At 60.4% G+C, this 26268-nt stretch carries 23 protein-coding genes; 5 read left to right on the forward strand and 18 right to left on the reverse strand.

Going from position 1 to position 26268, the window contains the following annotated elements; all coding sequences use genetic code 11:
- Positions 1-64 precede the first annotated feature (64 nt).
- The 3 genes from ASE98_RS17030 to trxA form a co-directional block, all read right to left on the reverse strand.
- Complete coding sequence (locus ASE98_RS17030; protein ID WP_060542503.1) at positions 65-2062, reverse strand: acyltransferase family protein; 1998 nt, start codon at positions 2060-2062, stop codon at positions 65-67.
- A 194-nt stretch (positions 2063-2256) separates the two neighbouring features.
- Entirely contained in the window at positions 2257-3516 is a 1260-nt protein-coding gene (rho, locus tag ASE98_RS17035; RefSeq protein ID WP_057712815.1) for a transcription termination factor Rho, read from the reverse strand.
- Between the two features lie 245 nt (positions 3517-3761).
- A complete protein-coding gene (gene trxA / locus ASE98_RS17040) occupies positions 3762-4091 on the reverse strand; it encodes a thioredoxin TrxA (protein ID WP_003206727.1) in 330 nt (109 codons plus the stop codon).
- Positions 4092-4333: 242 nt separating this feature from the next.
- On the opposite strand from trxA, the gene ppx reads away from it, so the two are divergent.
- The gene (ppx, locus tag ASE98_RS17045) at positions 4334-5836 is read left to right on the forward strand and encodes an exopolyphosphatase (protein ID WP_060542504.1); all 1503 of its coding nucleotides are present in this window, start codon (positions 4334-4336) and stop codon (positions 5834-5836) included.
- A gap of 177 nt (positions 5837-6013) precedes the next feature.
- Here ppx and ppk1 read toward each other — a convergent pair whose 3' ends face one another.
- The gene (ppk1, locus tag ASE98_RS17050) at positions 6014-8236 is read right to left on the reverse strand and encodes a polyphosphate kinase 1 (RefSeq protein WP_060542505.1); all 2223 of its coding nucleotides are present in this window, start codon (positions 8234-8236) and stop codon (positions 6014-6016) included.
- A gap of 18 nt (positions 8237-8254) precedes the next feature.
- On the reverse strand, positions 8255-9268 hold the full coding sequence (gene hemB / locus ASE98_RS17055) for a porphobilinogen synthase (protein ID WP_060542506.1): 1014 nt from the start codon (positions 9266-9268) through the stop codon (positions 8255-8257).
- A gap of 208 nt (positions 9269-9476) precedes the next feature.
- Between hemB and ASE98_RS17060 the strand changes: the two genes are divergently transcribed.
- Positions 9477-10109, forward strand: coding sequence for a DedA family protein (locus ASE98_RS17060; RefSeq protein ID WP_060542507.1), 633 nt, complete (start codon positions 9477-9479; stop codon positions 10107-10109).
- Here the strand turns inward: ASE98_RS17060 and ASE98_RS17065 are convergent.
- Positions 10090-11325 (reverse strand): sterol desaturase family protein, encoded by a 1236-nt coding sequence (locus ASE98_RS17065; RefSeq protein ID WP_060542508.1) that lies wholly within the window; start codon positions 11323-11325, stop codon positions 10090-10092. The two genes, ASE98_RS17060 and ASE98_RS17065, sit on opposite strands and share 20 nt — an antisense overlap.
- 115 nt (positions 11326-11440) lie before the next feature.
- Between ASE98_RS17065 and elbB the strand changes: the two genes are divergently transcribed.
- Positions 11441-12109 (forward strand): isoprenoid biosynthesis glyoxalase ElbB, encoded by a 669-nt coding sequence (gene elbB / locus ASE98_RS17070; protein ID WP_060542509.1) that lies wholly within the window; start codon positions 11441-11443, stop codon positions 12107-12109.
- Between the two features lie 118 nt (positions 12110-12227).
- On the opposite strand, the gene ASE98_RS17075 is transcribed toward elbB, so the two are convergent.
- The 5 genes from ASE98_RS17075 to ASE98_RS17095 all read right to left on the reverse strand — a co-directional run bounded on the left by ASE98_RS17075 (position 12228) and on the right by ASE98_RS17095 (position 18073).
- Positions 12228-12683 (reverse strand): YaiI/YqxD family protein, encoded by a 456-nt coding sequence (locus ASE98_RS17075; RefSeq protein WP_060542510.1) that lies wholly within the window; start codon positions 12681-12683, stop codon positions 12228-12230.
- 109 nt (positions 12684-12792) lie between these two features.
- Positions 12793-14691, reverse strand: a complete 1899-nt coding sequence (locus ASE98_RS17080; RefSeq protein ID WP_060542511.1) for an FTR1 family protein — start codon at positions 14689-14691, stop codon at positions 12793-12795.
- A gap of 161 nt (positions 14692-14852) precedes the next feature.
- Positions 14853-15485, reverse strand: coding sequence for a homoserine/homoserine lactone efflux protein (gene rhtB, locus ASE98_RS17085; RefSeq protein WP_060542512.1), 633 nt, complete (start codon positions 15483-15485; stop codon positions 14853-14855).
- A 96-nt stretch (positions 15486-15581) separates the two neighbouring features.
- Positions 15582-16163, reverse strand: a complete 582-nt coding sequence (locus ASE98_RS17090; RefSeq protein ID WP_060542513.1) for a mechanosensitive ion channel family protein — start codon at positions 16161-16163, stop codon at positions 15582-15584.
- Positions 16163-18073: an ATP-binding cassette domain-containing protein gene (locus ASE98_RS17095; RefSeq protein ID WP_060542514.1), complete on the reverse strand. Its 1911-nt coding sequence runs from the start codon at positions 18071-18073 to the stop codon at positions 16163-16165. Before ASE98_RS17095 ends, ASE98_RS17090 begins: the two co-directional genes overlap by 1 nt.
- 50 nt (positions 18074-18123) lie before the next feature.
- Between ASE98_RS17095 and ASE98_RS17100 the strand changes: the two genes are divergently transcribed.
- Positions 18124-18588, forward strand: coding sequence for a TIGR02444 family protein (locus tag ASE98_RS17100; RefSeq protein ID WP_060542515.1), 465 nt, complete (start codon positions 18124-18126; stop codon positions 18586-18588).
- Here ASE98_RS17100 and ASE98_RS17105 read toward each other — a convergent pair.
- A complete protein-coding gene (locus tag ASE98_RS17105) occupies positions 18585-19688 on the reverse strand; it encodes an AlgP family protein (RefSeq protein ID WP_060542516.1) in 1104 nt (367 codons plus the stop codon). The two genes, ASE98_RS17100 and ASE98_RS17105, sit on opposite strands and share 4 nt — an antisense overlap.
- 192 nt (positions 19689-19880) lie before the next feature.
- On the opposite strand from ASE98_RS17105, the gene ASE98_RS17110 reads away from it, so the two are divergent.
- A complete protein-coding gene (locus ASE98_RS17110; protein ID WP_060542517.1) occupies positions 19881-20546 on the forward strand; it encodes an FKBP-type peptidyl-prolyl cis-trans isomerase in 666 nt (221 codons plus the stop codon).
- A 59-nt stretch (positions 20547-20605) separates the two neighbouring features.
- Here the strand turns inward: ASE98_RS17110 and ASE98_RS17115 are convergent, their stop codons facing one another.
- The 6 genes from ASE98_RS17115 to hemC all read right to left on the reverse strand — a co-directional run bounded on the left by ASE98_RS17115 (position 20606) and on the right by hemC (position 26136).
- Positions 20606-21064: an Rsd/AlgQ family anti-sigma factor gene (locus ASE98_RS17115; RefSeq protein WP_060542518.1), complete on the reverse strand. Its 459-nt coding sequence runs from the start codon at positions 21062-21064 to the stop codon at positions 20606-20608.
- Positions 21065-21241: 177 nt separating this feature from the next.
- Positions 21242-21793, reverse strand: coding sequence for a disulfide bond formation protein B (locus tag ASE98_RS17120; protein ID WP_060542519.1), 552 nt, complete (start codon positions 21791-21793; stop codon positions 21242-21244).
- Positions 21794-22033: 240 nt separating this feature from the next.
- Complete coding sequence (locus ASE98_RS17125) at positions 22034-23272, reverse strand: heme biosynthesis protein HemY (protein WP_060542520.1); 1239 nt, start codon at positions 23270-23272, stop codon at positions 22034-22036.
- Positions 23269-24414, reverse strand: a complete 1146-nt coding sequence (locus ASE98_RS17130) for a uroporphyrinogen-III C-methyltransferase (RefSeq protein ID WP_060542521.1) — start codon at positions 24412-24414, stop codon at positions 23269-23271. Before ASE98_RS17130 ends, ASE98_RS17125 begins: the two co-directional genes overlap by 4 nt.
- 16 nt (positions 24415-24430) lie before the next feature.
- Positions 24431-25198 carry a uroporphyrinogen-III synthase gene (locus ASE98_RS17135; protein WP_060542522.1) on the reverse strand — a complete coding sequence of 256 codons (768 nt, stop codon included), beginning with the start codon at positions 25196-25198 and terminating at the stop codon, positions 24431-24433.
- Positions 25195-26136 carry a hydroxymethylbilane synthase gene (gene hemC, locus ASE98_RS17140; protein ID WP_060542523.1) on the reverse strand — a complete coding sequence of 314 codons (942 nt, stop codon included), beginning with the start codon at positions 26134-26136 and terminating at the stop codon, positions 25195-25197. Before hemC ends, ASE98_RS17135 begins: the two co-directional genes overlap by 4 nt.
- Positions 26137-26268: the final 132 nt, after the last annotated feature.

The raw sequence follows: 26268 nt of genomic DNA on the forward strand, positions 1-26268 counted from the left end.
ATGGCACCCTCAAAATAGGCGTACATCCTACCTGCTATGCCGCCCGCTGGCAGCCCGTCACGCTTCACTTGGCTGCATTCACCGGGCCTTTTTTCAGCTTTTGCGTGGCTTGCAGATCGACAAACAGCGGCTCGAGGATCGGCGCCACCAACCGCGCACCGACTTCCGAGAGGTGATTATCGTCGGTGTACAGCGAATAACCGCCGAGTTCGGCGCGGCACAGCCCGCTTTCACCACACAGTCGTGGCGCCGGATCGACCACCCGTACCGCCGGGTCTTGCGCCAGTTGTGCGAACAACTGACTGATGAACGCCTGACGCTTTTGGTGTTCGCCAACCGCCAGCCCGACGTCATCCACCGGGCGATCGAGCATTGCCAGGCGCGTGAGTCGATAAGGCGGGCTGAAAGCCTGCAACGGCGCCTCTTTCACCAACCACACGCGGTGACCGCCGGCGCGCAATTGCATCACCCGCGCCCGCAAACCTTCGGCCAGACGCTGTTCGGCAACAGCACGGTCGTAATGACCGTCGGACTTTTTCAGCGCGTGGCCCAGATCACCTCTGACGTCGCCATAGAGGTACAGGCTCCAGCGCGCGACAAGCACTACATCACTAACGGTCTGCGACTTCAGGGCCTGCTCGATGCGCTGGTTGAACCGCGCGCAACGTGCATCGTGCTCCAATCCCTCCACTGGCACGCAGCCGGGAGAGCTGGCAAGGATCACACTGACGTCATGGGCGGTGGCACCGTCATCGAACACCGGGATCAGCGCCGTGGCATGACTGTCACCCCAGACCAGCGCCCGGGTCTGAGTATTTTCCGCGCCGTAGTGACAAAAGAGTTTGTCATCAGGCGTTTTGTCGTCCGCCAGGCACGCCATCAGCTCCGGCCGCCATTCGCGGCCCTTGGCATACTGCAGGGCCTGATCGGACAAGCGCCACGGCAAGCCATCGGTCCAGCGCAGGGTTTGCCCGGCCAGCCCCAGCACCACCACGCCAAAAGCTCCGGCAAGCAGAATTTGCCGGCGCCCGGCGAGCAGGCGACGTTCGCGAAACGGGGTCTCGATGAGCTTCCAGGACAGATAACCGAGCACCAGCGTCAACAAAATCAATCCGGCGCTGTCGATCGCACTCGGCTGATCGACACTGGCGTAGCTGGAGAACACGAACACCGGCCAGTGCCACAGATACCAGGAGTAGGAGATCAGGCCGAAGCCGACCATCACCCGAGTGCTCAACAATTGTCCCACCCAGGTCTGGCGATGACCGTTGGCCAGAATCAGCGCGATGACACCGAGGGTCGGCAGCAGCGCGGCAGCACCCGGAAACGGCGTGGTCTTGTCGTAGCCGAACACTGCCAACAGGATCAGTGCCATGCCGAGCAGGCTAAGCGCCTGCGCCGCCATCGGCTTAAGCCGCCAACCATGTTTTGGCGCGACAGCCAGCATCGCACCGGCCAGCAACTCCCAGGCGCGCATCGGCAGCAGAAAGAACGCTTTCTCCGGATGGTGATTGACCGCCCACACACTCAGGCCGAAAGAAACCAGCAGCACACCGAACAGCGCCATGCGCCAGTGTTTCAAGCGACTGGACAGCAGCGTCAGCAATAATGGAAAGATGATGTAGAACTGCTCTTCCACTGCCAGCGACCAGGTGTGCAGCAGCGGCTTGAGGTCAGAGGCAACGTCGAAATAACCATCCTGGCGCATGAACAGGATGTTCGATACGAACATTACCTGATAGCGCACCGAGCGCCCCAGCTCTTCGTAATCCTTGGGGGCGAGCAGGAACCAGCCCAGCGCCAGCACCGCGATGATCATGGCAAACAGTGCAGGCAGGATCCGTCGCGCGCGCCGCGCCCAGAAATCGACAAAGCTGAAACGCCCGGCCTGGCGCTGGTTCCAGATGATCGAAGTGATGAGGTAGCCGGAGATTACGAAGAATACGTCTACGCCGACAAAACCACCGGTAAAACCCGGGACGCCAAAATGGAACAGCACCACGGCAATTACCGCGACTGCCCGCAAGCCGTCGATATCCCTTCGATAAGCAAGTGTGCTCATAAATCTTTAATGCCAATACGTTGGTTGTTTTTTGTACAGCGGCACGCCCGACTCAGAGACGGTCACCTGCGCTGCTTGATGTTTTACCAGGTCACAGACCTTACCAGATCCGGAACCTCCCATGGCCCGGACAAAAAACAGACAAAAAAAATGGCGCCCCAAAAGGACGCCATTTTCGGATTCAACCCGCGATGTTACTTGCGCTTCATCGACAGGAAGAACTCATCGTTGGTCTTGGTCGTTTTCAACTTGTCGACCAGGAACTCGATGGCAGCGATTTCGTCCATCGGATGCAGCAGCTTGCGCAGGATCCACATGCGCTGCAACTCGTCGTCGGCGGTCAGCAACTCTTCGCGGCGGGTGCCGGAACGGTTGATGTTGATGGCCGGGAACACGCGCTTTTCAGCAATGCGGCGATCCAGAGGCAGCTCCATGTTGCCGGTGCCTTTGAATTCCTCGTAGATCACTTCGTCCATCTTCGAGCCGGTTTCAACCAGCGCGGTGGCGATGATGGTCAGCGAGCCGCCTTCTTCGATGTTCCGCGCGGCGCCGAAGAAACGTTTCGGTTTCTCCAGGGCGTGGGCATCGACACCACCGGTCAGCACCTTGCCGGAGCTCGGGATCACGGTGTTGTAGGCACGGGCCAGACGGGTGATGGAGTCGAGCAGGATCACCACGTCTTTTTTGTGTTCGACCAGGCGCTTGGCCTTCTCGATCACCATTTCGGCAACCTGCACGTGGCGGGTTGGCGGCTCGTCGAACGTCGAGGCAACCACTTCGCCGCGCACGGTGCGCTGCATTTCGGTCACTTCTTCCGGACGTTCGTCGATCAGCAGCACGATCAGGTGAACTTCAGGGTTGTTACGCGCAATGTTGGCCGCGATGTTCTGCAGCATGATCGTTTTACCGGCTTTCGGCGGTGCAACGATCAGACCGCGCTGGCCTTTACCGATCGGGGCGCACAGGTCGATGACACGACCGGTCAAGTCTTCGGTGGAACCGTTACCGGCTTCCATCTTCATGCGCACGGTCGGGAACAGCGGGGTCAGGTTCTCGAAGAGAATCTTGTTTTTCGCATTTTCCGGACGATCGAAGTTGATCGTGTCGACCTTGAGCAGGGCGAAATACCGCTCGCCTTCCTTCGGAGGGCGGATCTTGCCAACGATGGTGTCACCGGTGCGCAAGTTGAAACGGCGGATCTGGCTTGGCGAGACGTAGATATCGTCCGGGCCGGCCAGGTAGGAAGCGTCAGCGGAGCGCAGGAAGCCGAAGCCGTCCTGGAGAATCTCCAGCACGCCATCACCGGAGATTTCCTCACCGCTTTTCGCGTGCTTTTTGAGCAGGGAGAAAATCACGTCCTGCTTGCGCGAACGGGCCATATTTTCTATGCCCATCTGTTCGGCCAATTCGAGCAGTTCGGTAATCGGCTTTTGCTTGAGTTCAGTCAGATTCATATAGGAATGACGTAATCATTTATGGAGGGGGGAAATTAAGCTTTTGGCTTAATGAGGCCGCGCCGCGGAGAAGGCGACAGGATCGCGTACTTATTCGAAAAGGAGTGCGTCGGCGACGGCTAGCAGGGGGCAATGGAGAAACCAGTGCGGGGCCGAATGTACCACCTGAGTTTAGGAGCGTCTAGCCCTCAATAACGAAAAAGCCCCGCTATTTGCGGGGCCTTTGACTGACGCCTTGTTGACGCTTAGATGTTGGCGTCGAGGAAAGCAGCCAGTTGCGACTTCGAAAGAGCACCAACCTTGGTCGCTTCAACGTTGCCGTTCTTGAACAGCATCAACGTAGGAATACCACGAACGCCATGCTTGGCAGGGGTTTCCTGGTTTTCGTCGATGTTCAGCTTGGCGACGGTCAGCTTGCCTTTGTAAGTCTCGGCAATTTCGTCCAGAACCGGAGCGATCATTTTGCAAGGGCCGCACCATTCAGCCCAGTAGTCGACCAGTACAGCGCCCTCGGCCTTGAGTACGTCAGCCTCGAAGCTGGCATCGCTAACGTGTTTGATAAGATCGCTGCTCATGGAATTCTCCAGGTTGTAAGCAAAAAAACGTGGCCCATCATAGCTGCCCTTCCCGTGTTCAGGAAGGTGCAGATGATTGACTCTTGCTATGGTGTTCCATGAGTTTTGGTATAGCTCATGTCCCTGCATGCCGGGATTTTGCAGGGAGGGGGTGTGCTGAATCAAAGCTTTGAACACTTCGCGTTGGCGCCAGCCTTTGATCGTGGCACGATGGCGAGGTAATCGACCGAGACCCCCTGACCATGCCGCAATCCAAAGCCAAGAATCTGTCCCTGATCGCCGCAATCGACTTGGGCTCCAACAGCTTTCACATGGTCGTGGCCAAGGCCCAGAATGGTGAAATCCGTATTCTCGAGCGTCTCGGGGAGAAGGTGCAGCTGGCTGCCGGTATCGACGAAGAACGTCACCTCAACGAAGAATCCATGCAGCGCGGGCTCGACTGCCTCAAGCGCTTCGCCCAACTGATCAACGGTATGCCCACTGGTTCCGTGCGGATCGTTGGCACCAATGCCCTTCGCGAAGCCCGCAACCGCAGCGAATTCATCCGCCGCGCCGAAGAAATTCTCGGCCACCCGGTGGAAGTCATCTCCGGTCGTGAAGAAGCGCGCCTGATCTACCTTGGCGTGTCCCACACCCTTGCGGACACTCCGGGCAAGCGCCTGGTGGCCGACATCGGCGGCGGCAGTACCGAGTTCATCATCGGCCAGCGCTTCGAACCGCTGCTGCGCGAAAGCCTGCAAATGGGCTGCGTGAGCTTCACCCAGCGTTACTTCAAGGACGGCAAGATCACCCCGGCCCGTTACGCCCAGGCGTACACCGCGGCGCGACTGGAGATCATGAGCATCGAGCACGCGCTGCACCGCCTGACCTGGGACGAAGCCATCGGTTCCTCGGGTACCATTCGCGCCATCGGCCTGGCCCTGAAGGCCGGCGGCCAGGGGTCCGGCGAGGTCAATGCCGAAGGCCTGGCCTGGCTCAAGCGCAAGCTGATGAAGCTTGGCGATGTCGAAAAGATCGACTTCGAAGGCATCAAGCCGGATCGCCGGACGATTTTCCCCGCAGGCCTGGCCATTCTCGAAGCGATTTTCGACTCCCTCGAGCTGCAACGCATGGACCACTGCGAAGGCGCCCTGCGCGAAGGCGTGCTCTATGACCTGCTCGGTCGCCACCATCACGAAGACGTGCGCGAACGTACCCTCACTTCGCTGATGGAGCGCTACCACGTTGATCTGGAACAGGCAGCACGGGTCGAGCGCAAGGCCCTGCATGCCTTCGACCAGGTGGCCGAGGACTGGGATCTGGAAGACGGCGTCTGGCGCGAGCTGCTCGGCTGGGCGGCCAAGGTCCATGAGGTGGGCCTGGACATCGCTCACTATCAGTACCATAAGCATGGTGCCTACCTGATCGAACACTCCGATCTGGCCGGTTTCTCCCGGGAAGACCAACTGATGCTCGCGCTACTGGTGCGCGGCCATCGACGCAACATTCCCAAGGACAAGTTTGCCGACTTCGGCCATGACGGCATCAAGCTGATCCGTCTGTGCGTGTTGCTGCGCTTTGCGATCCTGTTCCACCACATCCGTGGTACCCAGCAAATGCCCCAAGTGGCTCTGAAGGCCAAGGGTAACCAACTGGAAGTCGTGTTTCCGGAAAATTGGCTGAACGAAAACCAGTTGACCCAGGCCGACTTCGAAATCGAAGCGCAATGGCTGACTCGGGTCGACATCGTCCTGACCGCTCGCTGATTCGCCCCCCGTAGGAGCGAGCAGGCTCGCGATGAACCTGAGAGCACCGCGGGGCGTCAGGTTGCCAGCGTCATCGTTGACGATCATCGCGAACAGGCTCGCTCCTACAGAGAGCGGCGCTGAAACAAAAAAAGGGCGATCCACATGGATCGCCCTTTTTTCACCCGCCGACTGCCGTTACCGCACCGTCAGAATCGGGCTGCCCAACCGCTCCAGCAACGTCGCCTGGGCGCTGCGTGGATTCTGATTGCCTGTCGGTGTGTTGCGGATGTACCGGCCGTCCGACTGCAGGCTCCAGCTGTGGGTGTTATCGGTGAGATACAGCTCCAACTCTTTCTTGACCCGCATGATCAGCTTCTTGCCTTCCACCGGGAAGCAAGTCTCGACACGCTTGTCGAGGTTGCGCTCCATCCAGTCGGCACTGGACAGGAACATCTGTTCATCGCCACCGTTGAGGAAGTAGAAGACCCGCGTGTGCTCCAGGAAGCGACCGATGATCGAGCGCACGTGGATGTTGTGCGAAACCCCGGCAATGCCCGGCCGCAGGCAGCACATGCCGCGTACCACAAGATCGATGCGCACACCTGACTGACTGGCCTTGTACAAGGCGCGGATGATCTTCGGATCGGTCAGCGAGTTGAACTTGGCAATGATGTGCGCCGGCTTGCCATCGACGGCGAACTGGGTTTCCCGGGCAATCATGTCGAGCATGCCCTTCTTCAGGGTGAACGGCGCATGCAGGAGCTTCTTCATGCGCAGGGTTTTACCCATGCCGATCAATTGACTGAAAAGTTTTCCGACGTCTTCGCACAGCGCGTCGTCGGAGGTCAACAGGCTGTAGTCGGTATACAGGCGAGCATTGCCGGCATGGTAGTTACCGGTGCCCAGGTGCGCATAACGCACGATTTCGCCGGCCTCGCGCCGCAGGATCAGCATCATCTTGGCGTGGGTCTTGAAGCCGACCACGCCATAGATCACCACCGCACCGGCCGCTTGCAGACGGCTGGCCAGCTGCAGGTTGGACTCTTCGTCGAACCGCGCGCGCAGCTCGATCACCGCCGTGACTTCCTTGCCGTTACGCGCCGCATCCACCAGGGCATCGACGATTTCCGAGTTGGCGCCAGAGCGGTACAGCGTCTGGCGCACGGCCAGAACGTGCGGATCCTTGGCCGCCTGGCGCAGCAGGTCGACCACCGGGGTGAACGACTCGAACGGGTGCAGCAGCAGGATGTCCTGCTTGCTGATCACGCTGAAAATGTTCTCGCTGTTTTGCAGCAGTTTCGGGATCTGCGGGGTGAACGGCAGGTATTGCAGCTCACGCTGGCTGTCCAGACCGGTGATGCTGAACAGGCGCGTCAGGTTCACCGGACCGTTGACCTGATACAGCTCGGTCTCGCTCAGGTTGAACTGCTTGAGCAGGTAGTCGGACAGGTGTTTCGGGCACGTATCGGCGACTTCAAGACGCACCGCGTCGCCGTATCGACGGGAGAAAAGCTCACCACGCAGGGCGCGGGCCAGGTCCTCTACGTCTTCCGAATCCAGCGCCAGGTCGGCGTTACGGGTCAGACGGAACTGGTAGCAGCCCTTGACCTTCATGCCCTGGAACAGGTCATCGGCATGGGCATGGATCATCGACGACAGGAACACGTAGTTATCGCCGGCGCCGCCGACTTCTTCCGGCACCTTGATGATCCGCGGCAGCAAGCGCGGCGCTGGAATGATCGCCAGACCGGAGTCGCGACCGAAGGCGTCGATGCCTTCGAGCTCGACGATGAAGTTGAGACTCTTGTTCACCAGCAACGGGAACGGGTGCGTCGGGTCGAGACCGATCGGGGTGATGATCGGCGCGATCTCGTCGCGGAAGTAACGACGGACCCAGGTCTTGAGCTTGGCGTTCCAATGGCGGCGACGAATGAAGCGGACCTGATGTTTTTCCAGTTCCGGCAACAGAATGTCGTTGAGGATCGCGTACTGGCGGTCAACGTGACCGTGCACCAGTTCGCTGATGCGGGCCAGGGCTTGGTGCGGTTGCAGGCCATCAGCGCCCGCCTGTTCCCGGGCGAAGGTGATCTGTTTCTTCAGGCCGGCGACGCGAATCTCGAAGAACTCGTCGAGGTTGCTGGAGAAGATCAGCAGAAACTTCAGCCGTTCCAGCAACGGGTAGGACTCATCCAGCGCCTGTTCCAGCACGCGGATATTGAACTGCAGTTGCGACAGCTCGCGATGGATGTACAAGCTGCTGTCATCCAGGCCGGGAATGGCAATGGCCGGCGCCGCCGGGGCGGCCTCGACCACTACCGCGGGTGGAGCAGGCTCCAGTTCCGGCGGGGTTTCGGCAATTTGCTCGACCACGGGTTGAGCGTCTTTTACGGCAACTTCAGTGAGTCCTTCGGTATTCATTGAATGTTCCTGGGAGGGCTATTTCTGCTCTCGTAACAATTGAGCTGCGCGAACGGCAAAGTACGTCAGGATGCCATCAGCGCCTGCACGTTTAAAAGCGGTCAGGGATTCGAGGATAACCCCTTCGCTCAACCAGCCATTCTGGATCGCCGCCATGTGCATGGCGTACTCGCCGCTGACCTGGTAAACAAAAGTCGGCACTTTGAATTCTTCTTTGACCCGGCAGAGGATGTCCAGATACGGCATGCCTGGCTTGACCATGACCATGTCTGCGCCTTCTGACAAGTCCGCCGCCACTTCGTGCAGGGCTTCGTTGCTGTTGGCCGGGTCCATCTGATAGGAGGCCTTGTTGGCCTTGCCCAGGTTCAGCGCAGAGCCGACGGCGTCACGGAACGGCCCATAATAGGCACTGGCGTACTTCGCCGAGTAGGCCATGATGCGCACGTTTACATGACCGGCCACTTCAAGCGCCTCGCGGATAGCCTGGATGCGGCCGTCCATCATGTCCGACGGCGCCACTACCTGCGCGCCTGCCTCAGCGTGGGACAGGGCTTGCCTGACCAGCGCGTCGACGGTGATGTCGTTCTGCACGTAGCCTTCTTCGTCGAGGATGCCGTCCTGACCGTGGGTGGTAAATGGGTCCAGGGCGACGTCGGTGATCACTCCCAGCTCGGGGAAGCGGGCACGCAGGGCACGGGTGGCGCGCTGGGCAATACCTTCAGGGTTCCAGGCCTCTGCGGCGTCCAGCGACTTGAGCTCTGTCGGCGTGACCGGGAACAGCGCCAGCGCAGGAATCCCCAGCTCGACCCACTTCGCGGCTTCTTCGAGCAGCAGATCGATGGTCAGACGTTCGACGCCCGGCATCGAGGCCACGGCTTCGCGACGATTTTCACCGTCCAGCACAAACACCGGCAGGATCAGGTCATCGACAGTCAGAACGTTTTCACGGACCAGACGACGCGAAAAATCATCACGACGATTGCGGCGCAGGCGGGTTGCAGGGAACAAGCGGTTGGCGGGGGTAAAGCTCACGGCAGACTCCTGAGCCCGCGCTTACGGGCGAGCGTGACAGTTATAAGCGACCATTATGACTAACGTATTACAGTTATGTGCACCCATGTGACAGGTAGTCGCATTCCATTGTCGTTGTAGGAAATGTTCACGTCGAGACACATTTGGACACTTTCATGAATGTGTCCGAAGGGTTAGGCTGCGCGTTCATTTCGCCAGCACCCAGACAATGCTCCAACAATTCCTGCAGGACTTCGGCTATTTTGCCTTGTTTCTCGGCACGTTCTTCGAAGGCGAAACCATCCTGGTACTCGCGGGCTTCCTCGCGTTCCGTGGATACATGGACATCAACCTGGTGGTGGTCGTGGCCTTCTTCGGCAGCTATGCCGGCGATCAGCTGTGGTACTTCCTGGGACGCAAGCACGGGCGCAAATTGCTGGCACGCAAACCCCGCTGGCAAATGATGGGCGACCGGGCGCTGGAGCACATCCGCCGGCACCCGGACATTTGGGTGCTGAGTTTCCGCTTCGTTTATGGCTTGCGCACGGTCATGCCGGTAGCAATTGGCTTGTCGGGCTATCCACCGGGACGCTATCTGCTGCTCAACGGCATTGGTGCGGCGATCTGGGCGTCGGCGCTGGCCGCTGCCGCCTATCACTTCGGCGCGGTGCTCGAGGGCATGCTGGGCAGCGTCAAGAAGTACGAGCTGTGGGTGCTCGGCGCGCTGCTGGTACTGGGTCTGGTGCTGTGGCTGCGTCGTCGCTTCAAAAATGCCCGTCTGGCCAGAAAGATCTACGCCGACGAACAAGCCCTCAAGGCCAAACAAACCAAAGTCGACGGCCCTACGACGCCCACCGAGTGATGCGGTTTCTGCAGCAGTAGAGACCGATACCGCTCACCAGGCTGTAACTGAGCAGGCCGACCCAGCCCACCACGCTGGCCGGCCACAGCCCGACCAGCGGCGCCAGCCACATCAGCGGCACGTTCGACGCCAGCCGCAGCAGTTCCAGCTTCAACGCCCAGGGGCGATTCTCCAGCGCCACACCCAGCACGAACAATCCCCATGCCACAGCTCCCCAGCCCAGCACCAGGGCGGCCGTCGGCAAGTGCGCCTGCAGATTCATAACATAGCTGCCAAGAGCGATGTAGACGCAGAACTGCAGCAAGACATAAAGCTGCTGCCTGGGGTCCAGCGCCACCTCGAATTTGCGGAACTGACTCAGGTCCGGCTTGCTCATCGGGTATTTGGCAGCGACGTCCGCCGGCCGCCAGCCGGTGCGCATGAACCAGATTCGCAGCTTGTCCCACAAGCGCTCGGCACGTCGTGCGTCCGCCCCTAACTGCACGTAGAACTGTACGTTCGCCCACAGCGGGTTCCAGCTCGCCAGTGGCGTGGTCACGCCAAAAACAACCGGCTCGTTGTCGTCTTCTTCCTGGAATGACCCAAACAGACGGTCCCAAATAATGAACACACCGCCGTAGTTGCGATCCATGTAGAGAGCGTTCTGTGCATGGTGGGCCCGATGATTGGAAGGTGTGACGAAAAACCACTCGAACCAGCCGAGCTTGGGAATGTGCCGGGTGTGCACCCAGAACTGGTACAGCAGGTTCAGCGCCGCGACACTGACGAACACCAGCAAAGGCACACCGAACACCGCCATCGGCAGATAGAAAATCCAGCTCAGCAGAAAACCGCTGCTGGTCTGGCGCAACGCCGTGGAGAGGTTGTAGTCCTCGCTCTGGTGGTGCACCGAATGGGCGGCCCAGAGGATGTTGCGCTCATGCCCCATGCGGTGCAGCCAGTAATAACAGAAGTCGTAAAACACGAAGGCGAACAGCCAGACCCAGACACTGTCGACCGACAGCTCGAACAGTGCCAGGTGCTTGAGCGCAAACCCGTAGGTCAGCAGTCCCACACCCTTGGTCAGCAGGCCAGTGGTGGTCGACAGCACGCCGGCACTGATGCTGTTGATCGAGTCCGCGAGCCGATAGTTGCGCACTCCGCGCCAACGGTCAGCCAGCAATTCGATGGCGATCAGCACGAAGAAAAACGGCACCGCATACAGAATGAAGTCCATGATGCGTCCCGATCGGATTCCAGAGGGCTGATCGTATGTGTAGCCGCGAATTTACCCTATGGCAACGAGTGACAAATTAGTGGACATTTAGCGCCATGAATCTGGAGAAAAGCCCATGAGCAAAAAAGTTGCAGTGATCCTTTCCGGTTGTGGCGTGTACGACGGCGCCGAGCTCCACGAGAGCGTCATCACCTTGCTGCGTCTGGACCAACGCGGTGCTCAGGTGCAGTGTTTTGCACCGGACATCGCACAGATGCATGTGATCAATCACCTGACCGGCGAGCAGATGCCCGAGTCGCGCAACGTGCTGGTGGAATCGGCGCGCATCGCCCGGGGCAACGTCAAGGATATCCGTGACGCGAACGTCGAAGACTTCGACGCCCTGATCGTGCCCGGAGGTTTCGGTTCGGCCAAGAATCTTTCCAACTTCGCCAGCGAAGGCGCCGCCTGTAGCGTACAACCCGATGTCCTGGCTTTGACCGAAGCCTTTGCCGAGGCCGGCAAACCGGTCGGGCTGATGTGCATCTCGCCGGCCCTGGCGGCAAAAATCTACGGCCCCGGCGTGACCTGCACCATCGGCAACGACACTGACACGGCCGCCGCAATGAACAAAATGGGCGCGACTCACACCGACTGCGCGGTCAGTGACATTGTCGAAGACAAGGCACGCAAGCTGGTCAGCACTCCGGCGTACATGCTGGCGCAAAGCATCAGCGAGGCCGCAACCGGGATCAACAAACTGGTCGACCGCGTGCTAGAACTGACCCACGAAAATGATGCCTGACACACATACACTGTAGGAGCTGGCTTGCCAGCGATGGCGCCCGCCGATTCAACATAGATGCTGGGCGTTAGATCGCTATCGCTGGAAAGCCAGCTCCCACAGGGGTTCAATGCAGTTCTCAAGGCTTGCGTGATAGCCGGGTAAGAATTCGGTCCAGCGCATTGGCAAACGCCTGTTTTTCCCGCTCGCCAAACGGCGCCGGCCCCCCGCTCATTTGCCCCTGTTCGCGCAAATCGGTGAACAGGTTGCGCACCGCGAGCCGGTCTCCCATGTTCTGCGCATCGAATTCCTTGCCCCGCGGATCCAGCGCAGCCACACCTTTCTTGACCAGACGGTCGGCCAGCGGCACATCGCTGCAGATCACCAGCTCACCGGGAACCGCGTGCTCCACCAGGTAATCATCGGCCGCATCCGGACCACTGGGCACCACGATCAATTTGACCAGCGCCAGGCTCGGCTTGATCTGCGGCTGCCCGGCCACCAGCACCACTTCGAACTGACGCTTGAGGGCGAACTTCACCACCAGGTCCTTGGCTGCCCGGGGGCAGGCGTCGGCATCGATCCAGACACGCATGTGTTTTTTCCTCATCTGAAAGCACCACGGGCAAGCCACGCCCCTACAGGTTAACGCTAAACCTGTGGGAGCGTGGCTTGCCCGCGAATGTGAGCGCAGCGAATGCTGTTTAAGAAACCTGCACCCGCCGCTTCTCAGCTACCCAACTACGACCATACAGCACGATGATCGCAATGATCGCCACGGCCTGGGCACTCAACGAATACGCATCCGCGTGGATCCCCAGCCAGTCGAACTCAAAGAACGGCACCGGCCGCGTTCCAAAGATCCCCGCTTCCTGCAATGCCTTCACGCCGTGCCCGGCGAACACCACCGACAACGCGCACAGCAGGCCGGCGTTGATGCTGAAGAACAACGACAACGGCAGCTTCGCCGAACCACGCAAAATCACCCAGGCCAGCACAACCAGCAGCACCAGCGCCGTCGCACCACCGGCCAGTACCGCGTTGTGTCCCGCCGGACCTGCCTGCAGCCACAGGGTTTCGTAGAACAGAATCACCTCGAACAGCTCGCGATACACCGAGAAGAAGGCCAGGGTCGCAAAACCGAAACGTCCACCGCCGCCCACCAGACTGCTCTTGATGTAATCCTGCCAGGCTGCCGCGTGACGACGGTCGTGCATCCACACGCCGAGCCAGAGCACCATGACGGCGGCAAACAAGGCTGTCGCACCTTCAAGCAACTCGCGTTGCGAACCGCTGACATCGATCACATACGCTGCCAGCGCCCAGGTCCCCAGGCCGGCCAGCAATGCCAGGCCCCAACCGCAGTTGACGCTGCGCACTGCCGACTGCTGCCCGGTGTTGCGCAGGAAGGCAAGGATGGCTGCCAGCACGAGAATCGCTTCCAGGCCTTCGCGCAGCAGAATCAGCAGGCCGGAAATGTAGCTCAGGGACCAGCTCAAACCGTCGCTGCCCAGCAACCCGGCAGACACTTTCAACTTGGCCTTGGCCACCTCCAGACGCTGCTCGACCTCGGAAACCGGCAGGCCGTCCTGCAATGACTGGCGGTACGCCATAAGCGATTTTTCGGTGTCTTTGCGCACGGTGGCATCGACGTTATCCAGCGAGCTTTCAACCAGTTCGAAACCTTCGAGGTATGCCGCCACCGACAGGTCATAGGCTTGATCGTGGTCACCGGCGCGGTACGCCGCAATGCTCTTGTCCAGGGTCGCAGCGGTGTAATCGAGCAACTGCCCCGGGCCACGCTTGACCTGCGGCGGTTGCGAACGCTGTGCACGGAACGTCGCCGCCGCCTGCGGACCTTCGGCGCCCTGCACTTCTGCCGGAGTCTGACGGGCAAGGTCGGCGATGTTGTAGGTTTTGTCGCTGCTGGCGTTGGCCAGGTCGACGCTGAAGCTGGCGATGTAGGTGGCCAGGTCCCAACGCTGACGCTCATCCAGTTGATCGGCGAAGGCCGGCATGTCAGTACCTTCGACCCCCAGGCCAACGGCGCTGTAAATGGCGTAAAGGCTCAGACGATCCAGACGTGAGGTATCACGCAGATTGGAGGGTGGGGGCGTCAGGCCGACTCCCGCCGGGCCGTCGCCGGCACCTGCCGCGCCATGGCAAACCGAGCAATGCTGAGCGTACAGCGGAGCGCCGCGGGTTGGGTCCGGCGTAATGATAGGCGCCTGGCTGACTTCATAGGCGACCGCCAGTTTCGCACCCAGTTGCCGCGCCTGGCGAGCCACATCGGTGCCGTCCTGACGGGCACTGACTGCACTCAGCAAGCCGGCCACCCCCTGCTCCAGCGCGGCTTTTTCCGGTTTGTCCGGCATGCCTGCGACCAGGTCTTCCAGGGTTTTGATCGACTCTTGCTGCGCGCGGTACCCGGTCTGGTTGGTGATGCTGCCAGCTTGCACAGTGTCCGGGTAATCCGCGCTGATGTAATCGAGCAAATGCAACGCCTGCGGCGCGCCATCGACGGTGTCGGCCAGCAGTTGAAAGCTGCACGACGCGAACAGCGGCAGCAGCAACCAGGCCAGGAAACGGGATGGGGCAATCATGAATGAATCTCAATTGGAAATACGAAGTAACATATTGTTCACTTCCAACGGCTTTCACTCAAGCTTTGTCGGTCTTTCTTGTTTCGACGGTCACGACCGCGCGCTGATGCCGGCATCGAAAAAGGCGACCACAAGGGTCGCCTTATTTATACCTGACAGTTTTACACCGTGGCTTTGCGCAGCGTGGCCATGAAAGCCGCCGCACCGATGAACAGACCGGCAAAGGTACGGTTCATGCGTTTCTGCTGCTGGGGTGTGCGCAGCAGACGCAGCACTCTGGATGCAAGCCCTGTGTAACCGGCCATGACGATCAGGTCCACGGTCACCATGGTCGCGCCGATGATCAGGTACTGAGCCAGCAGCGGCGCATGCGGGTCGATGAACTGCGGCAACACCGCCAGCATGAACACCAGAGCCTTGGGGTTGCTCATGTTCACCAGGAAGCCCCGGAACACCAGGACCAGCGGCTTGCCCATTGGGCGCACGGCCGAATCATCGCTCATGTCACTTGGCAGCGCGCGCCATTGCTTGACCCCGAGGTAAACCAGGTACGCCACACCAAACCACTTGATCGCATAGAAGGCCGTAGCCGAAGCAGCGAGGATCGCGCCCACGCCGGCACCGACAATCGCGATCTGCAACGCCAGACCCAGTTGCAGGCCCAGCGCATTCCAGTACCCGCGCCAGAAGCCGTATTGAAGACCGCTGGACATCGATGCGATAGCACCGGCACCGGGAGTAAAACTGATCAACCAACAGGCGGCAAAAAACGCCAGCCACGTTTCAAGCTCCATCGCACACCTCGGCTCTTACACGTCACAGACGTCTAAGCTAATGCGGCTTTGGAAAGTTGACTACGACTTTTTTGTAGGAATTGGTCGAATATGCGGCTACTTCTCGAAACCGCTCGCAGGGAACACGTCACTGCCGCGCCAGCGCCGTACCGAGCGCTGGAAGAACAGGCTATTGGGCACCTGGACCATGGCACTGCCAGTGCCAAGCTCTTCAGCTTCTATCAGCGTGGTGTAAAGCAGATTGATCGCCACCACTCGCCCCTTCACGCCGGGTTTGTCGGTGGTGTCCACCAGTTCGACCACATCTCCGAGGCGAAACGGGCCAACGGTGAAGATCAGGATCGCGCAGAGCAGGTTGGAGAGCACGCTCCACATGGCGAAAAACGCTACCGCGGCCACCGCCACGAAACCGGACAAGGCAGTCCAGAGCACCGTCGCCGACACCCCGAGGCGTTCCAGCACGAAGATCAACGCGCTGCCCATGATCAGCCAGCGCAGGCCGCCACGCAGCGGCATCAGCAACTGCGGCGGAAACGGATAGCGCTCGCCCAGTCGAGTCAGGCCCTTGGCAACGAACCGCTGGGCGAGGTAGCCGGCCAGCAGGATCATCAGGATCTGCACGCCGAGCCAGATCGGCTCGACCCAAACCTGCGGCAGAGGCAACCTGAAGGCATCCATCAGGACAACGCCTCCAGCTCCGCCTGCATGCTCTCAAGCAGCTCCAAGGCTTCCATCCAGGCTTCTTCCAGCTCTGCTTCACGCACTTTCAGTTTGGCCTGTTCGGCCAGCAGATCGCGCAATTCGTTCTTGCGCGCAGGCTCGTAGATATCACTGTCGCCAAGGCTGGTGTCGATCTTCGCGAGCTTCTCGTGCAGCTTGCCCAGTTCGGCTTCGAGCTTTTCCGCTTCACGCTTGTGCGGAGCCAGTTGCTGGCGCAAGGCAGCCGCAGCCTGACGCTGGGCCTTCTTGTCGGTCTTGTCCGGATTGACCGGCGTGGTGCTGACCGGCGCATTGCGCTGACGATAATCCACCAGCCAACGGGTGTAGTCTTCGAGGTCGCCATCGAACTCTTCGACCTTGCCGTCGGCCACCAGGAAGAAGTTATCGGTGGTGCTTTTGAGCAAGTGACGATCGTGGGAAACCACCAGCACCGCACCACTGAATTCCTGCAAGGCCATGGTCAGGGCCAGGCGCATCTCCAGGTCCAGGTGGTTGGTCGGTTCGTCGAGCAGCAGCAGGTTCGGCCGGTCCCAGGCGATCAGTGCCAACGCCAGACGGGCCTTCTCGCCACCGGAAAAGTTCAGAACCGGTTCATCGATGCGCGCGCCGCGGAAGTCGAAGCCACCCAGGAAGTCGCGCAGGGTCTGTTCGCGCTCGGTCGGTGCCAGGCGCTGCAGGTGCAGCAACGGGCTGGCCTTGGCGTCCAGCGAGTCGAGCTGGTGCTGGGCAAAGTAGCCCACGACGGTGTTCTCGCCACGGGTCAAGCGGCCGGCCAGCGGTTCAAGCTCTCCGGCGAGGTTCTTGATCAGGGTCGACTTACCGGCGCCGTTAGGGCCGAGCAGGCCAATTCGCGCGCCGGGGGTCAGTTGCAGCTTGACCTTCTCCAGCACGGTTTTGTCGCCGTAGCCCAAGCGCGCATCGGACAGGTCGATCAGCGGGCTGGAAATCTTCTGCGACTCGCGGAAAACGAAGTCGAACGGCGAATCGACGTGGGCCGCGGTCAGCTCCTCCATCCGCTCCAGGGCCTTGATCCGGCTCTGGGCCTGACGGGCCTTGGTTGCCTGGGCCTTGAAACGGGCGATGTAGCTTTCCATGTGCGCACGTTGCACCTGTTGCTTCTCGTAGGCCTGCTGTTGCTGGGCCAGACGTTCGGCGCGGGCGCGTTCAAAGGCGCTGTAGCCACCGCGATAGAGGGTGATCTTGCGCTGATCGACGTGGGCCACGTGATCGACCACGGCATCGAGGAAATCCCGGTCGTGGGAAATCAGCATCAGAGTGCCGGGATAGCTCTTGAGCCACTCTTCGAGCCAGATGATGGCGTCGAGGTCCAGGTGGTTGGTCGGTTCGTCGAGCAGCAGCAGGTCCGAAGGACACATCAAGGCCTGCGCCAGGTTCAGGCGCATCCGCCAGCCACCGGAGAAATCTCCGACCTGACGATCCATCTGCTCGTTGGTGAAGCCCAGGCCGGCTAGCAGCTTGCGAGCCCTTGCGTCGGCGGTGTAACCGTCGGCGCTATCGAGCTCGGAGTGGTAGCGGGCCTGTGCGGCACCGTCATGGGCCGCTTCGGCTGCTGCCAGGTCGCGTTGCACCTGACGCAGGCGCAGGTCGCCATCGAGCACGTAGTCGACCGCCAGGCGCTCGAGAGTGTCTACCTCCTGGCGCATGTGGGCGATACGCCAGTCGGCCGGCAGGAAGCAATCACCCGAGTCAGGGTGCAGTTCGCCCCTGAGCAAGGCGAACAGGCTCGATTTGCCGGCGCCGTTGGCACCGATAAGGCCGGCTTTCTGGCCGGCGTGCAGGGTCAGCTCGGCGTCTTCTAGCAGACGTTGCGGGCCACGCTGTAAAGTCAGGTTCTGAAGTCGAATCATAATGGCGGCGGAGTCTACCAGCTTCGCTCGCAACTGGCGCGAGTAGCACTATGTCCTCTGACCTGTGGAGCTTTTCCCTGACCACTTATGCCCATCCGGGTGTTGAGCAGGCATGCCTGCAATTGCAATCGGCGGGGGCCAATGTGTGCCTGCTGCTGTGTAGTGCGTGGTTGGGACAACGAGGCGTGGCCTGCGAAGAGCAGCGCTTGCAGCAACTGCGCAGTGTAGCTGTCTCGTGGGACACCGATGTCGTGCGCCCGTTACGCGCCTTGCGCACACAGTGGAAGGCCGCGGCCACGCAAGACGCCGATTTGCAAAGCCTGCGTGAACAAGTGAAGGCGTTGGAGCTGGAAGCCGAACGGCATCTGTTGTTGCGGCTGGAGAGAGCGGCGCAGAGTTGGCCGCAAAATGCCGGGGCCGATCTATCGGCCTGGCTGGAAGGTGCGGCGGCCGAGGCCGCCCACCTGCACCGCGACGCGCTGCATCAGCTGCGAGTCGCGGTAACCGGCACTTAGGAAGCGCTGGTTGGGGTCGTTGCTGCGATCGATGCGGCGGCCGGCGTTGGCGCTGGCGTGGCTGTCGAGGTGGCTGCTGCCAGAGCAGACGTTGCTGCCGGAGCCGGGTTGGCTGGCTTGGCAACTGGCGCGCTGGCTGGCTTGGCGGCAACCGGTTTCTTCACTGCAGGTTTCGCTGCAGGTTTCGCTGCGGGTTTTGCAGCAGCCGGTTTGGCGGCTGGCTTGGCAGCGGCAGGCTTGGCGGCAACAGCTGGTTTCGCGGCAGCTGGTTTAGCGGCGGGTTTTGCAGCAGGTTTGGCAGCCGCTTTTGCCGCAGGTTTAGCTGCTGGTTTTACAGCGACCGGTTTTGCAGCCGGCTTGGCAGCAGGTTTCGCCGCAGCGGTGCGGGCAGCTGGTTTAGCGGCTGGTTTTGCAGCCGGTTTAGCGGCGGCGGTTTTAGCCACGGGTGGCTTGGCAGCAGTGGCTCTTGCTGCGGCAGGTCGTGCGGCGGCTGGTTTGGCAGCCGTGGTTTTAGCCGCAGGTTTTGCAGCGCTGGCAGCAGCCGGTTTTCTCGCAGCCGGTTTGGCAGCAGGTTTGGCTGCGGCAGTTTTAGCTACCGGCTTGGCAGCGGCAGGTTTTGCAGCAGCAGGCTTGGCCGGTGCTTTCGCAGCAGCGGGCTTGGCAGCGGCTTTCTTCGCAGGTGCCGCAGCAGGTTTGGCCGCACGCAGGGACAACACCTTGCCGACAGCCTCTTGTACACGACCGACGCCCTGGGCCAGTTTCAGGCTTTCTTGAGCATCGCGTTTGAGTTGCAGGATGTAGCCACGAGTTTCCGACTGACGATCTTTGAGAGCATCAAGCAACTCCTCGAGATCGGTCACCGCCCCTTTGGCTTTGGCTTGTGCCTTGGCTTTGCCGGCTGCCGCAGCGTCCTGCAATTTGGTGCGGGACTTATGCAGTTTTTCTTGCGCTTTTCCACGCTGCTTTTCCAGCTTGGCGAGCAATTTTTCAGCATCAGCCAAGGCTTCGGAACAAGCGGTTTCCAGATGCTCGAGCAAGCTGCTCGAGAGTTGTTGGAGCAAGTGCAACGGAGTGTTTACTGGCTTCTTGGTGGCCGACATGGTTTACCTCCTGGCTGAAGTGAGTGCGGCTCATACTAGACCTCTGCTGCAACCGCCGCTAGGGCATGTTGACACTATCGAAAGCGTTGTGTTGCAACGGACCGGAAAACTTCTTCGCCAACGCAAAAGCAGTTCACCGTAGCGCTCCTTCACACTGGCATAATCGCTCGCATTTCAGATCGGAGATTGCCCATGTCGCGCTACCTGTTTTTATCGCTGTGCGTGTTTTTTTCGGTAGCCCAGGCAGTCGAAAACACCCCGGAAAAAGAAGCTCACGATCTCGCTTACAGCCTGGGCGCCAGCCTCGGTGAGCGCTTGCGCCTGGAGGCACCGGACCTGCAACTTCAGGCTCTGATCGAAGGCCTGCAACAAGCCTATCAGGGCAAGCCACTGGCCCTGAAAGACGAGCAGATCGAACAGATCCTGACGGAGCATGAAGCCCGGGTATCCATGCCGTCAGCTGAACCGCAGAGCGAAGCGGCGCTGGAAAAAGAGCACCGTTTTCTTGCCGAAGAAAAAGCCAGGCCAGGCGTGCGTGAGTTGGCAGATGGTGTGCTGTTGACCGAGCTGTCGCCAGGCAATGGTCCCAAGGCAGGCCCCAATGGCAAGGTACAAGTTCTGTACATTGGTCGCTTGCCTGACGGCACGGTTTTCGACCAGAACAATCAACCCCAATGGTTCAGTCTCGACAGTGTGATTGCAGGATGGCGAAGCGCACTGCAAAACATGCCGACAGGGGCGAAATGGCGACTGGTCATTCCTTCGGCTCAAGCCTACGGCGCCGACGGTGCCGGCGACGTCATTGCCCCCTTCACTCCGCTGATATTCGAAGTCGAATTGCGCGGCGCAACCAGCTGACTGCAGATATGAAAACGGCGTGCCGTGGCACGCCGTTCCCGGAGCTTGCGGGAAACGATTCAGGCCTGAACCGAATCGACTTCCTTGTGAGCGGTGTGCAGCACTTCGATCAGACAGTCTTCCAGTTCGAAGCGTTCGTGCAACAGCCCGCCCAGTTCCTTGAATTTTTCGACGACGCATTTGCCTTCATCGCAAAGGTCGTTGAATGCGAGCAGCTTTTCGGTGATGACATCGATGCGCGGGTAGAGAGTCTCGGCGAGCTCCAGACCACGCTTGTCATTGAAGGCCTTGGCCTCCCCTGTCAGCTGTTCGTAGATCTCGAAATGCCCCGCCGACACGTAATCGACCAGCACGCCGCAGAACTCCTGCAAGTGCTTTCGATTCGTGGACAGTGCCTGCGGATCGGCTCCGAGCTTGTCGTATGCATCGATCAGCTCCTTGCGCTCCTGCAACCAGCGGTCGATAAGCAGGTGCACTCCACCCCAGCGTTCCTGAGCATTCTGACAACTTTCGAGCATGGTGATCTCTCTTCCCTTGTGGGTCAGCTGCTCTGTGCCCGTTCGCCTCTTGTCACATCGGTGGGCGGTCAGGCAGAGCGTCATCGAGCAACATAATTCCAATGACACGTGCGGGCCAGATTATGCCCGCGCGACACTGGCTTCAAGGTACGCAGGCGACAAAGTTCATACAAGTGTTTAATCACTTCGCAACGATCGGTGCGACGACTCGCCGCCGAGCGGTCGCTGATAGCTGATCCAGACGAGGCGCACCAACTGATAGACACTCAGAATCATCATCGGGACGAAGAACAATAAACTCCACTCCGCGATGCTCAGATCGAACAAGGTCCAGGAAATTTCCACACAATCGACCGTGCCCTCAAACATTTGTCGTATCGCAGACAGCCACGATGAGGAAGCGAAAGCATCGGCCTGACCAGGCAAGCAGGTCGACAGGTGAGCTGCCGGATCACTTTGCAGCAATACTTGCCGCCCTGCCGTGACCGTCCCGGCGAGGCTGGAGAACAGTCCGAGCAGCCAGTACAGAAAACTCCCGACGCGGGACGGCCCGTGGACCGAAGCCATCAGGCAGACACCCGTAAAGAATGCCAGGCAAATCCGCTGCAGCACACACAAGCCACAGGGCCGCAGACCGACCACGTACTCAAGATAATAGGAAACACCCAGCGCCAGGGCACCCGCAATGAAAGCCATGAAGAACAAGGAGCGTGAGCAGGCCAAAGACATGGCTTTTCCAGTAACAGTTGAGACCGGTAGTTACGGTAGAGGAAAGCGCTCCGGCCTTTCAAGGCAGGTTGTCAGGGACACTTCAGCAGGGGTGTACGGATTTCTCGACACAGCGAGGGGATTAATGGAGTTCTGTCGTAGGACTTTTCTGATAAGGCCCGGGAAGGTCCAAATCCTACGCGTTCATCAATTTTGCAGCAGCTGGCGCCGGTCTCGCCAGTTGCTACAACAATGCGTACTTCAAGCGCGTGCGGGCACCGGCAAGGGAGCCGCGAGCAAGCGTTCATCCAGCAAGCCCAGGCCCTCCTGAAACAGCTGGTTGCTGCGCTCGGTATCACCCATTTGCGCAAGCAGCCGCGCCAGCTCGGCACAGGCTTCCGGATTACGCTGCACACGCAGGCTGCTCTCCAGATAGTCCCGGGCCTTGCCCCACAAACTGCTTTGCAGACAAAGCCGCCCCAGGGTCAACAGAAGGCTCGGATCAGCCGGATGATCCTTCAGCCAGCCTTCGGCAGTCTGCAACTGGCGGGCTGGATCAGCGCCGCGAGTCAAACCGTAAAGACGCGCCAGATGGCTGCTGTATTGACGCTTGAGCGCCGTGCGCAGAACCTCCTCGACCTCGACCTGAGCCCCCAGTTGACGCAACTGCTCAGCATAAGCGAGCACCAGCTGTGGTTCCTGACGCTGGGCCGAAGTCAGTTGCTGCCAAGCGCGCTCGAGCGACTGCAAACCGACCGTTCCATCTTCTTCGCGCTGCGCCGCCAACGACAGATTCGCGCCCCAGGCTCGACGTTCCAGATCGGCGAGTTCGGACGCTGGCAAGACTTTGTCTTTGCGCAGCTCCGGCAGCAGACGGATCACTGCCGACCAGTCCCCCCGCTGCTGATGCAATCGTTGCAACTGGCGCAGGGCTTGCGCATTACGGGGATGACGTTCGTGCATGGCTTGCAGGGTCGTCAGCGCGCCTTCCGTATCACCACGGTCCGCCTGTAACTGGGCATGAGTCAGGGCAATGGCCAACTCGGCCTGGGGTTGACGCTCGAGTGCGCGCTCCAGCAAGTTGTCGCTTTCCTCATAGTGCCCTTGTTCGTTGGCGGCACGGGCAGCACCAAGATAGTAAAGCAGTGGCTGGCGCTCGGCTTCGGCGGCCCGAGACAAATGGCGTTGCGCGCTGGCCCAGCGCCCCTCGGCCAAATCCAGCTGACCGTGCTCGATCGCCACTTGCACCCGGCGACTTCGATTACGCCGCGACCACGGATTGACCACGCCACTGGAGGTCATCACCAGTTCGATCAATGCCTTGATGCTCCAGACCACCAGCCACAACACCGCCACCAGCGCCAAAGTTGCCCACAGGCTCGACTCATAGCGGAAAGACTTGTAGGCCACCAGCACATAACCGGAATGTTCGGCAATCGCCAACCCGAGCGCAGCTGTAGCGGCGATAACGAGAAACACGATCACATAAAGACGTTTCATGGCGTCGCCTCCTGCGCAGGATTAGCGGCAGGTTTGGCCATTGGCTTGATCGAGTCCTCGGCGTTGACGTTACGGCGCTCCAGATAGCCCTGCACCGCGCTCAGCGTGCCGGTCAGGTCTGGTGTGATCACGGAGACGGGCTGCTTGCTCAGCTCAACAACCTGCTCAAGCATCACTTTGCTTTGCGGGTTGTCCGGGTTGAAGTTGCCCTGGAGTACGTCCCGCGCTTCATCCAGCGCCTGGGTGTAAACCGCTGCCTGACCGTTGAGCGCAGCCCATTGCGCCTGCTCCAGCGCCAGGCTCAGGGCCAGGCGCACCTGGCTCAGGCTTTGACCGGCCAGCAGGGGGCGAACATTTTTGTCGGCATTGAAATCGATACGGATATAGCGTGAGATCTGATCCCACCACTGTGCCCAACGACTGGCACCGTCGCCATCGGCAGTCAGGCCCAGCAGGGAATCACCACGATCCTTGTACTCGGGTGCCAGCTCAGTGAGGCTGATCACCTGGTCACGCAGCGCGCCCAGACGCAGGAACAGCCCGGTGCGATCCGGCTGATCGGTGCTGCGCAAGGCCACCAGGGTTTTGGCCACTTGCTCGCGGGCAGCGAAGGAGCCGGGATCATTTTGCTCGCGCAGAATTTCATCGGCGCCCTGCACCAACGCCTGGGCGCTGCTGATGTCCTGCAATGCAGACAGGCGCAGGCTGGCCAGTCTCAGCAAGTGCTCGGCCTCGGCCAGGCGCCAGTCTTTGCGGCTGGCGCCAAGGACAGTTTCCAGGCGCTGATTCAAGCGCTGCTGATCACCCTGCAGCTGCGTCACCAGACGGCGACGCTCTTCCAGCTCATCTACGCCGGGCAATTGCTCAAGGCGTGCACTCAGGCGCTGCTCGCTGAGCTTGAGGCTTTGCGCCTCGTCGCTCAAAGCTTGCACCCGACTCAGTTGCTGCTGAGTGGTCGCCTGCAGGTGCCGTACCTGCCAGACACCCCAGCCGCCCACCGCGACACCGACAGCACCAATCAACAGCGCGACTATTGCCAGCCCGTTGCCCTGGCGCTGTACCGCAGCAGGTGGCGGAGTTTCATCAACCGGTGCATCAAGCACTGGCCGGACGTCATCTTTAGGCAAGGCAGTTTCGCTCACGTATCCATCCTTTGCGTTAGAAAACGGGCACGGGGTGCTCCCGTAACGCCGTCAGCAAGGCCGCGGCATTGGCGCCACGACAATCCACAACAGTTTCAGCCCCGGCGGCACGGGCCATCTCGGCGACCCTGGGGCTTGGTACAAACACCGGCAACCGCGCCAACTGCGGCCAGGCAGTGCCAGCCAGTCGATGCAGATGCTCAAAACCTTGTCCACTGCTGACCACCAGCCCGTTAAGGCGTTCCGCTTCGATCTGCCGGGGCAGAGCGGCTGGCGGGTATTGCGGCAGGTCGCGGCGGTATAACTCCAGATACTCGACACTAGCACCAAGCGCACGCAAACGCTCAGCCAGCAACTCGCGCCCACCCTCCCCGCGCAGGATCAGCACGCGCGCATCGGGCTGCGCGATAGCCTCGCGCAATACGCAAAGTTCGAGCAAGGCTTCGCTGTCATCACCCTCAGCGGGAAAGCTGACGTCCAGGCCGTGCTGCTGAAGTATCTGCGCGGTGGCCGCACCGACGCTGAACCACTTGATGCGCGGTGGTTGTGGCCAATATTGGTTGAGCAGTTCAAGACCGATCCGGGCGGCCGGCTTGCTGACGACGATCACGGCACAGTAACGATCCAGCGTCTGAATCACCTGGCGCATTGTGTCAGTGGCCGCAATCGGCACGATGTCCAAAAGCGGCAGGCAGCTACTGAAAATATCGTTTTGCGCCAAAAAACGGCTCAGCGCTGCCGACTCATCCGCCGGACGCGTCAGCAACAGGCGCCAACCGGTCACTCGTGGCCTGCCTCGCCATAGACCGCCTTGAGTATATCGTCGGCACCCTGGCTCAGAAGATCTTCAGCAACTTGCACGCCCAGCGCCTCGGCATCGCTACGCGGTGCACGGGCTTGCGCACTGAGCAGCAGACCACCGCTCGGATCGCCTACCAGTCCACGCAACCAGACCTGATCGCCCTCAAGCACGGCGTAACAGGCAATCGGCACCTGGCAACCGCCATTCAAATGTTTATTGAGGGCGCGCTCGGCAGTCACGCGGGTGGCCGTATCCTGGTGATGCAGCGGTGCCAGCAAGGCATGGATCTCGCTGTCGGCACTGCGACATTCGATGCCCACCGCACCCTGCCCGCCGGCCGGCAGGCTGTCGTCGACACCGATGGCCGAGGTGATGCGGTCTTCAAAGCCCAGGCGAATCAGCCCCGCTGACGCAAGGATGATGGCGTCGTATTCACCGGCATCGAGTTTCGCCAGGCGGGTATTGACGTTGCCGCGCAGGAAGCGGATTTCCAGATCCGGACGCCGGGTCAGTAACTGGGCCTGACGGCGCAGACTGGAGGTGCCGACGATGCTGCCATCGGGCAAGTCATCGAGGCTCGCGTAGGTGTTGGAAACGAAAGCATCGCGCGGGTCTTCACGCTCGCAAATGCAGAACAGTCCCAGACCTTCGGGGAAGTCCATCGGTACGTCTTTCATGGAATGCACCGCGATGTCGGCTTCGTTTTCCAACAGCGCGGTTTCCAGTTCCTTGACGAACAGTCCCTTGCCACCGATTTTCGACAGCGGGGAGTCGAGCAGCTTGTCGCCACGGCTGACCATGGGCACCAGGGTCACGAGCAGACCCCGGTGGGCGGCTTCAAGACGGGCTTTGACGTATTCGGCCTGCCACAGGGCAAGCGCGCTTTTGCGGGTGGCGATGCGGATTTCGCGAGTGGACATGGATCAATCCGTACTGAATAGATACGGCGGATAATAACAGCTCAGCCAAATCCACTTTGACTTGTATCAGATACTGCCCGGCCTCCCTGGCCCCGGATGTCCGGCAATCGGGTGTGCAATCCGCCTGTAAAT

The sequence above is a fragment of the Pseudomonas sp. Leaf48 genome, from assembly GCF_001421885.1.
Lineage (GTDB): Bacteria > Pseudomonadota > Gammaproteobacteria > Pseudomonadales > Pseudomonadaceae > Aquipseudomonas.

Coding starts and splice junctions, on each gene's coding strand:
- ASE98_RS17110 (WP_060542517.1), top strand. CDS start 19,881: ATGTCGCGCTACCTGTTTTTATCGCTGTGCGTGTTTTTTTCGGTAGCC.
- ASE98_RS17125 (WP_060542520.1), bottom strand. CDS start 23,272: ATGAAACGTCTTTATGTGATCGTGTTTCTCGTTATCGCCGCTACAGCT.
- ASE98_RS17115 (WP_060542518.1), bottom strand. CDS start 21,064: ATGCTCGAAAGTTGTCAGAATGCTCAGGAACGCTGGGGTGGAGTGCAC.
- ASE98_RS17105 (WP_060542516.1), bottom strand. CDS start 19,688: ATGTCGGCCACCAAGAAGCCAGTAAACACTCCGTTGCACTTGCTCCAA.
- ASE98_RS17090 (WP_060542513.1), bottom strand. CDS start 16,163: ATGGATGCCTTCAGGTTGCCTCTGCCGCAGGTTTGGGTCGAGCCGATC.
- rhtB (WP_060542512.1), bottom strand. CDS start 15,485: ATGGAGCTTGAAACGTGGCTGGCGTTTTTTGCCGCCTGTTGGTTGATC.
- trxA (WP_003206727.1), bottom strand. CDS start 4,091: ATGAGCAGCGATCTTATCAAACACGTTAGCGATGCCAGCTTCGAGGCT.
- rho (WP_057712815.1), bottom strand. CDS start 3,516: ATGAATCTGACTGAACTCAAGCAAAAGCCGATTACCGAACTGCTCGAA.
- ASE98_RS17120 (WP_060542519.1), bottom strand. CDS start 21,793: ATGTCTTTGGCCTGCTCACGCTCCTTGTTCTTCATGGCTTTCATTGCG.
- ASE98_RS17095 (WP_060542514.1), bottom strand. CDS start 18,073: ATGATTCGACTTCAGAACCTGACTTTACAGCGTGGCCCGCAACGTCTG.
- ASE98_RS17080 (WP_060542511.1), bottom strand. CDS start 14,691: ATGATTGCCCCATCCCGTTTCCTGGCCTGGTTGCTGCTGCCGCTGTTC.
- ASE98_RS17075 (WP_060542510.1), bottom strand. CDS start 12,683: ATGCGTGTCTGGATCGATGCCGACGCCTGCCCCCGGGCAGCCAAGGAC.
- ASE98_RS17030 (WP_060542503.1), bottom strand. CDS start 2,062: ATGAGCACACTTGCTTATCGAAGGGATATCGACGGCTTGCGGGCAGTC.
- ppx (WP_060542504.1), top strand. CDS start 4,334: ATGCCGCAATCCAAAGCCAAGAATCTGTCCCTGATCGCCGCAATCGAC.
- ASE98_RS17065 (WP_060542508.1), bottom strand. CDS start 11,325: ATGGACTTCATTCTGTATGCGGTGCCGTTTTTCTTCGTGCTGATCGCC.
- ASE98_RS17060 (WP_060542507.1), top strand. CDS start 9,477: ATGCTCCAACAATTCCTGCAGGACTTCGGCTATTTTGCCTTGTTTCTC.
- ppk1 (WP_060542505.1), bottom strand. CDS start 8,236: ATGAATACCGAAGGACTCACTGAAGTTGCCGTAAAAGACGCTCAACCC.
- ASE98_RS17100 (WP_060542515.1), top strand. CDS start 18,124: ATGTCCTCTGACCTGTGGAGCTTTTCCCTGACCACTTATGCCCATCCG.
- hemC (WP_060542523.1), bottom strand. CDS start 26,136: ATGTCCACTCGCGAAATCCGCATCGCCACCCGCAAAAGCGCGCTTGCC.
- elbB (WP_060542509.1), top strand. CDS start 11,441: ATGAGCAAAAAAGTTGCAGTGATCCTTTCCGGTTGTGGCGTGTACGAC.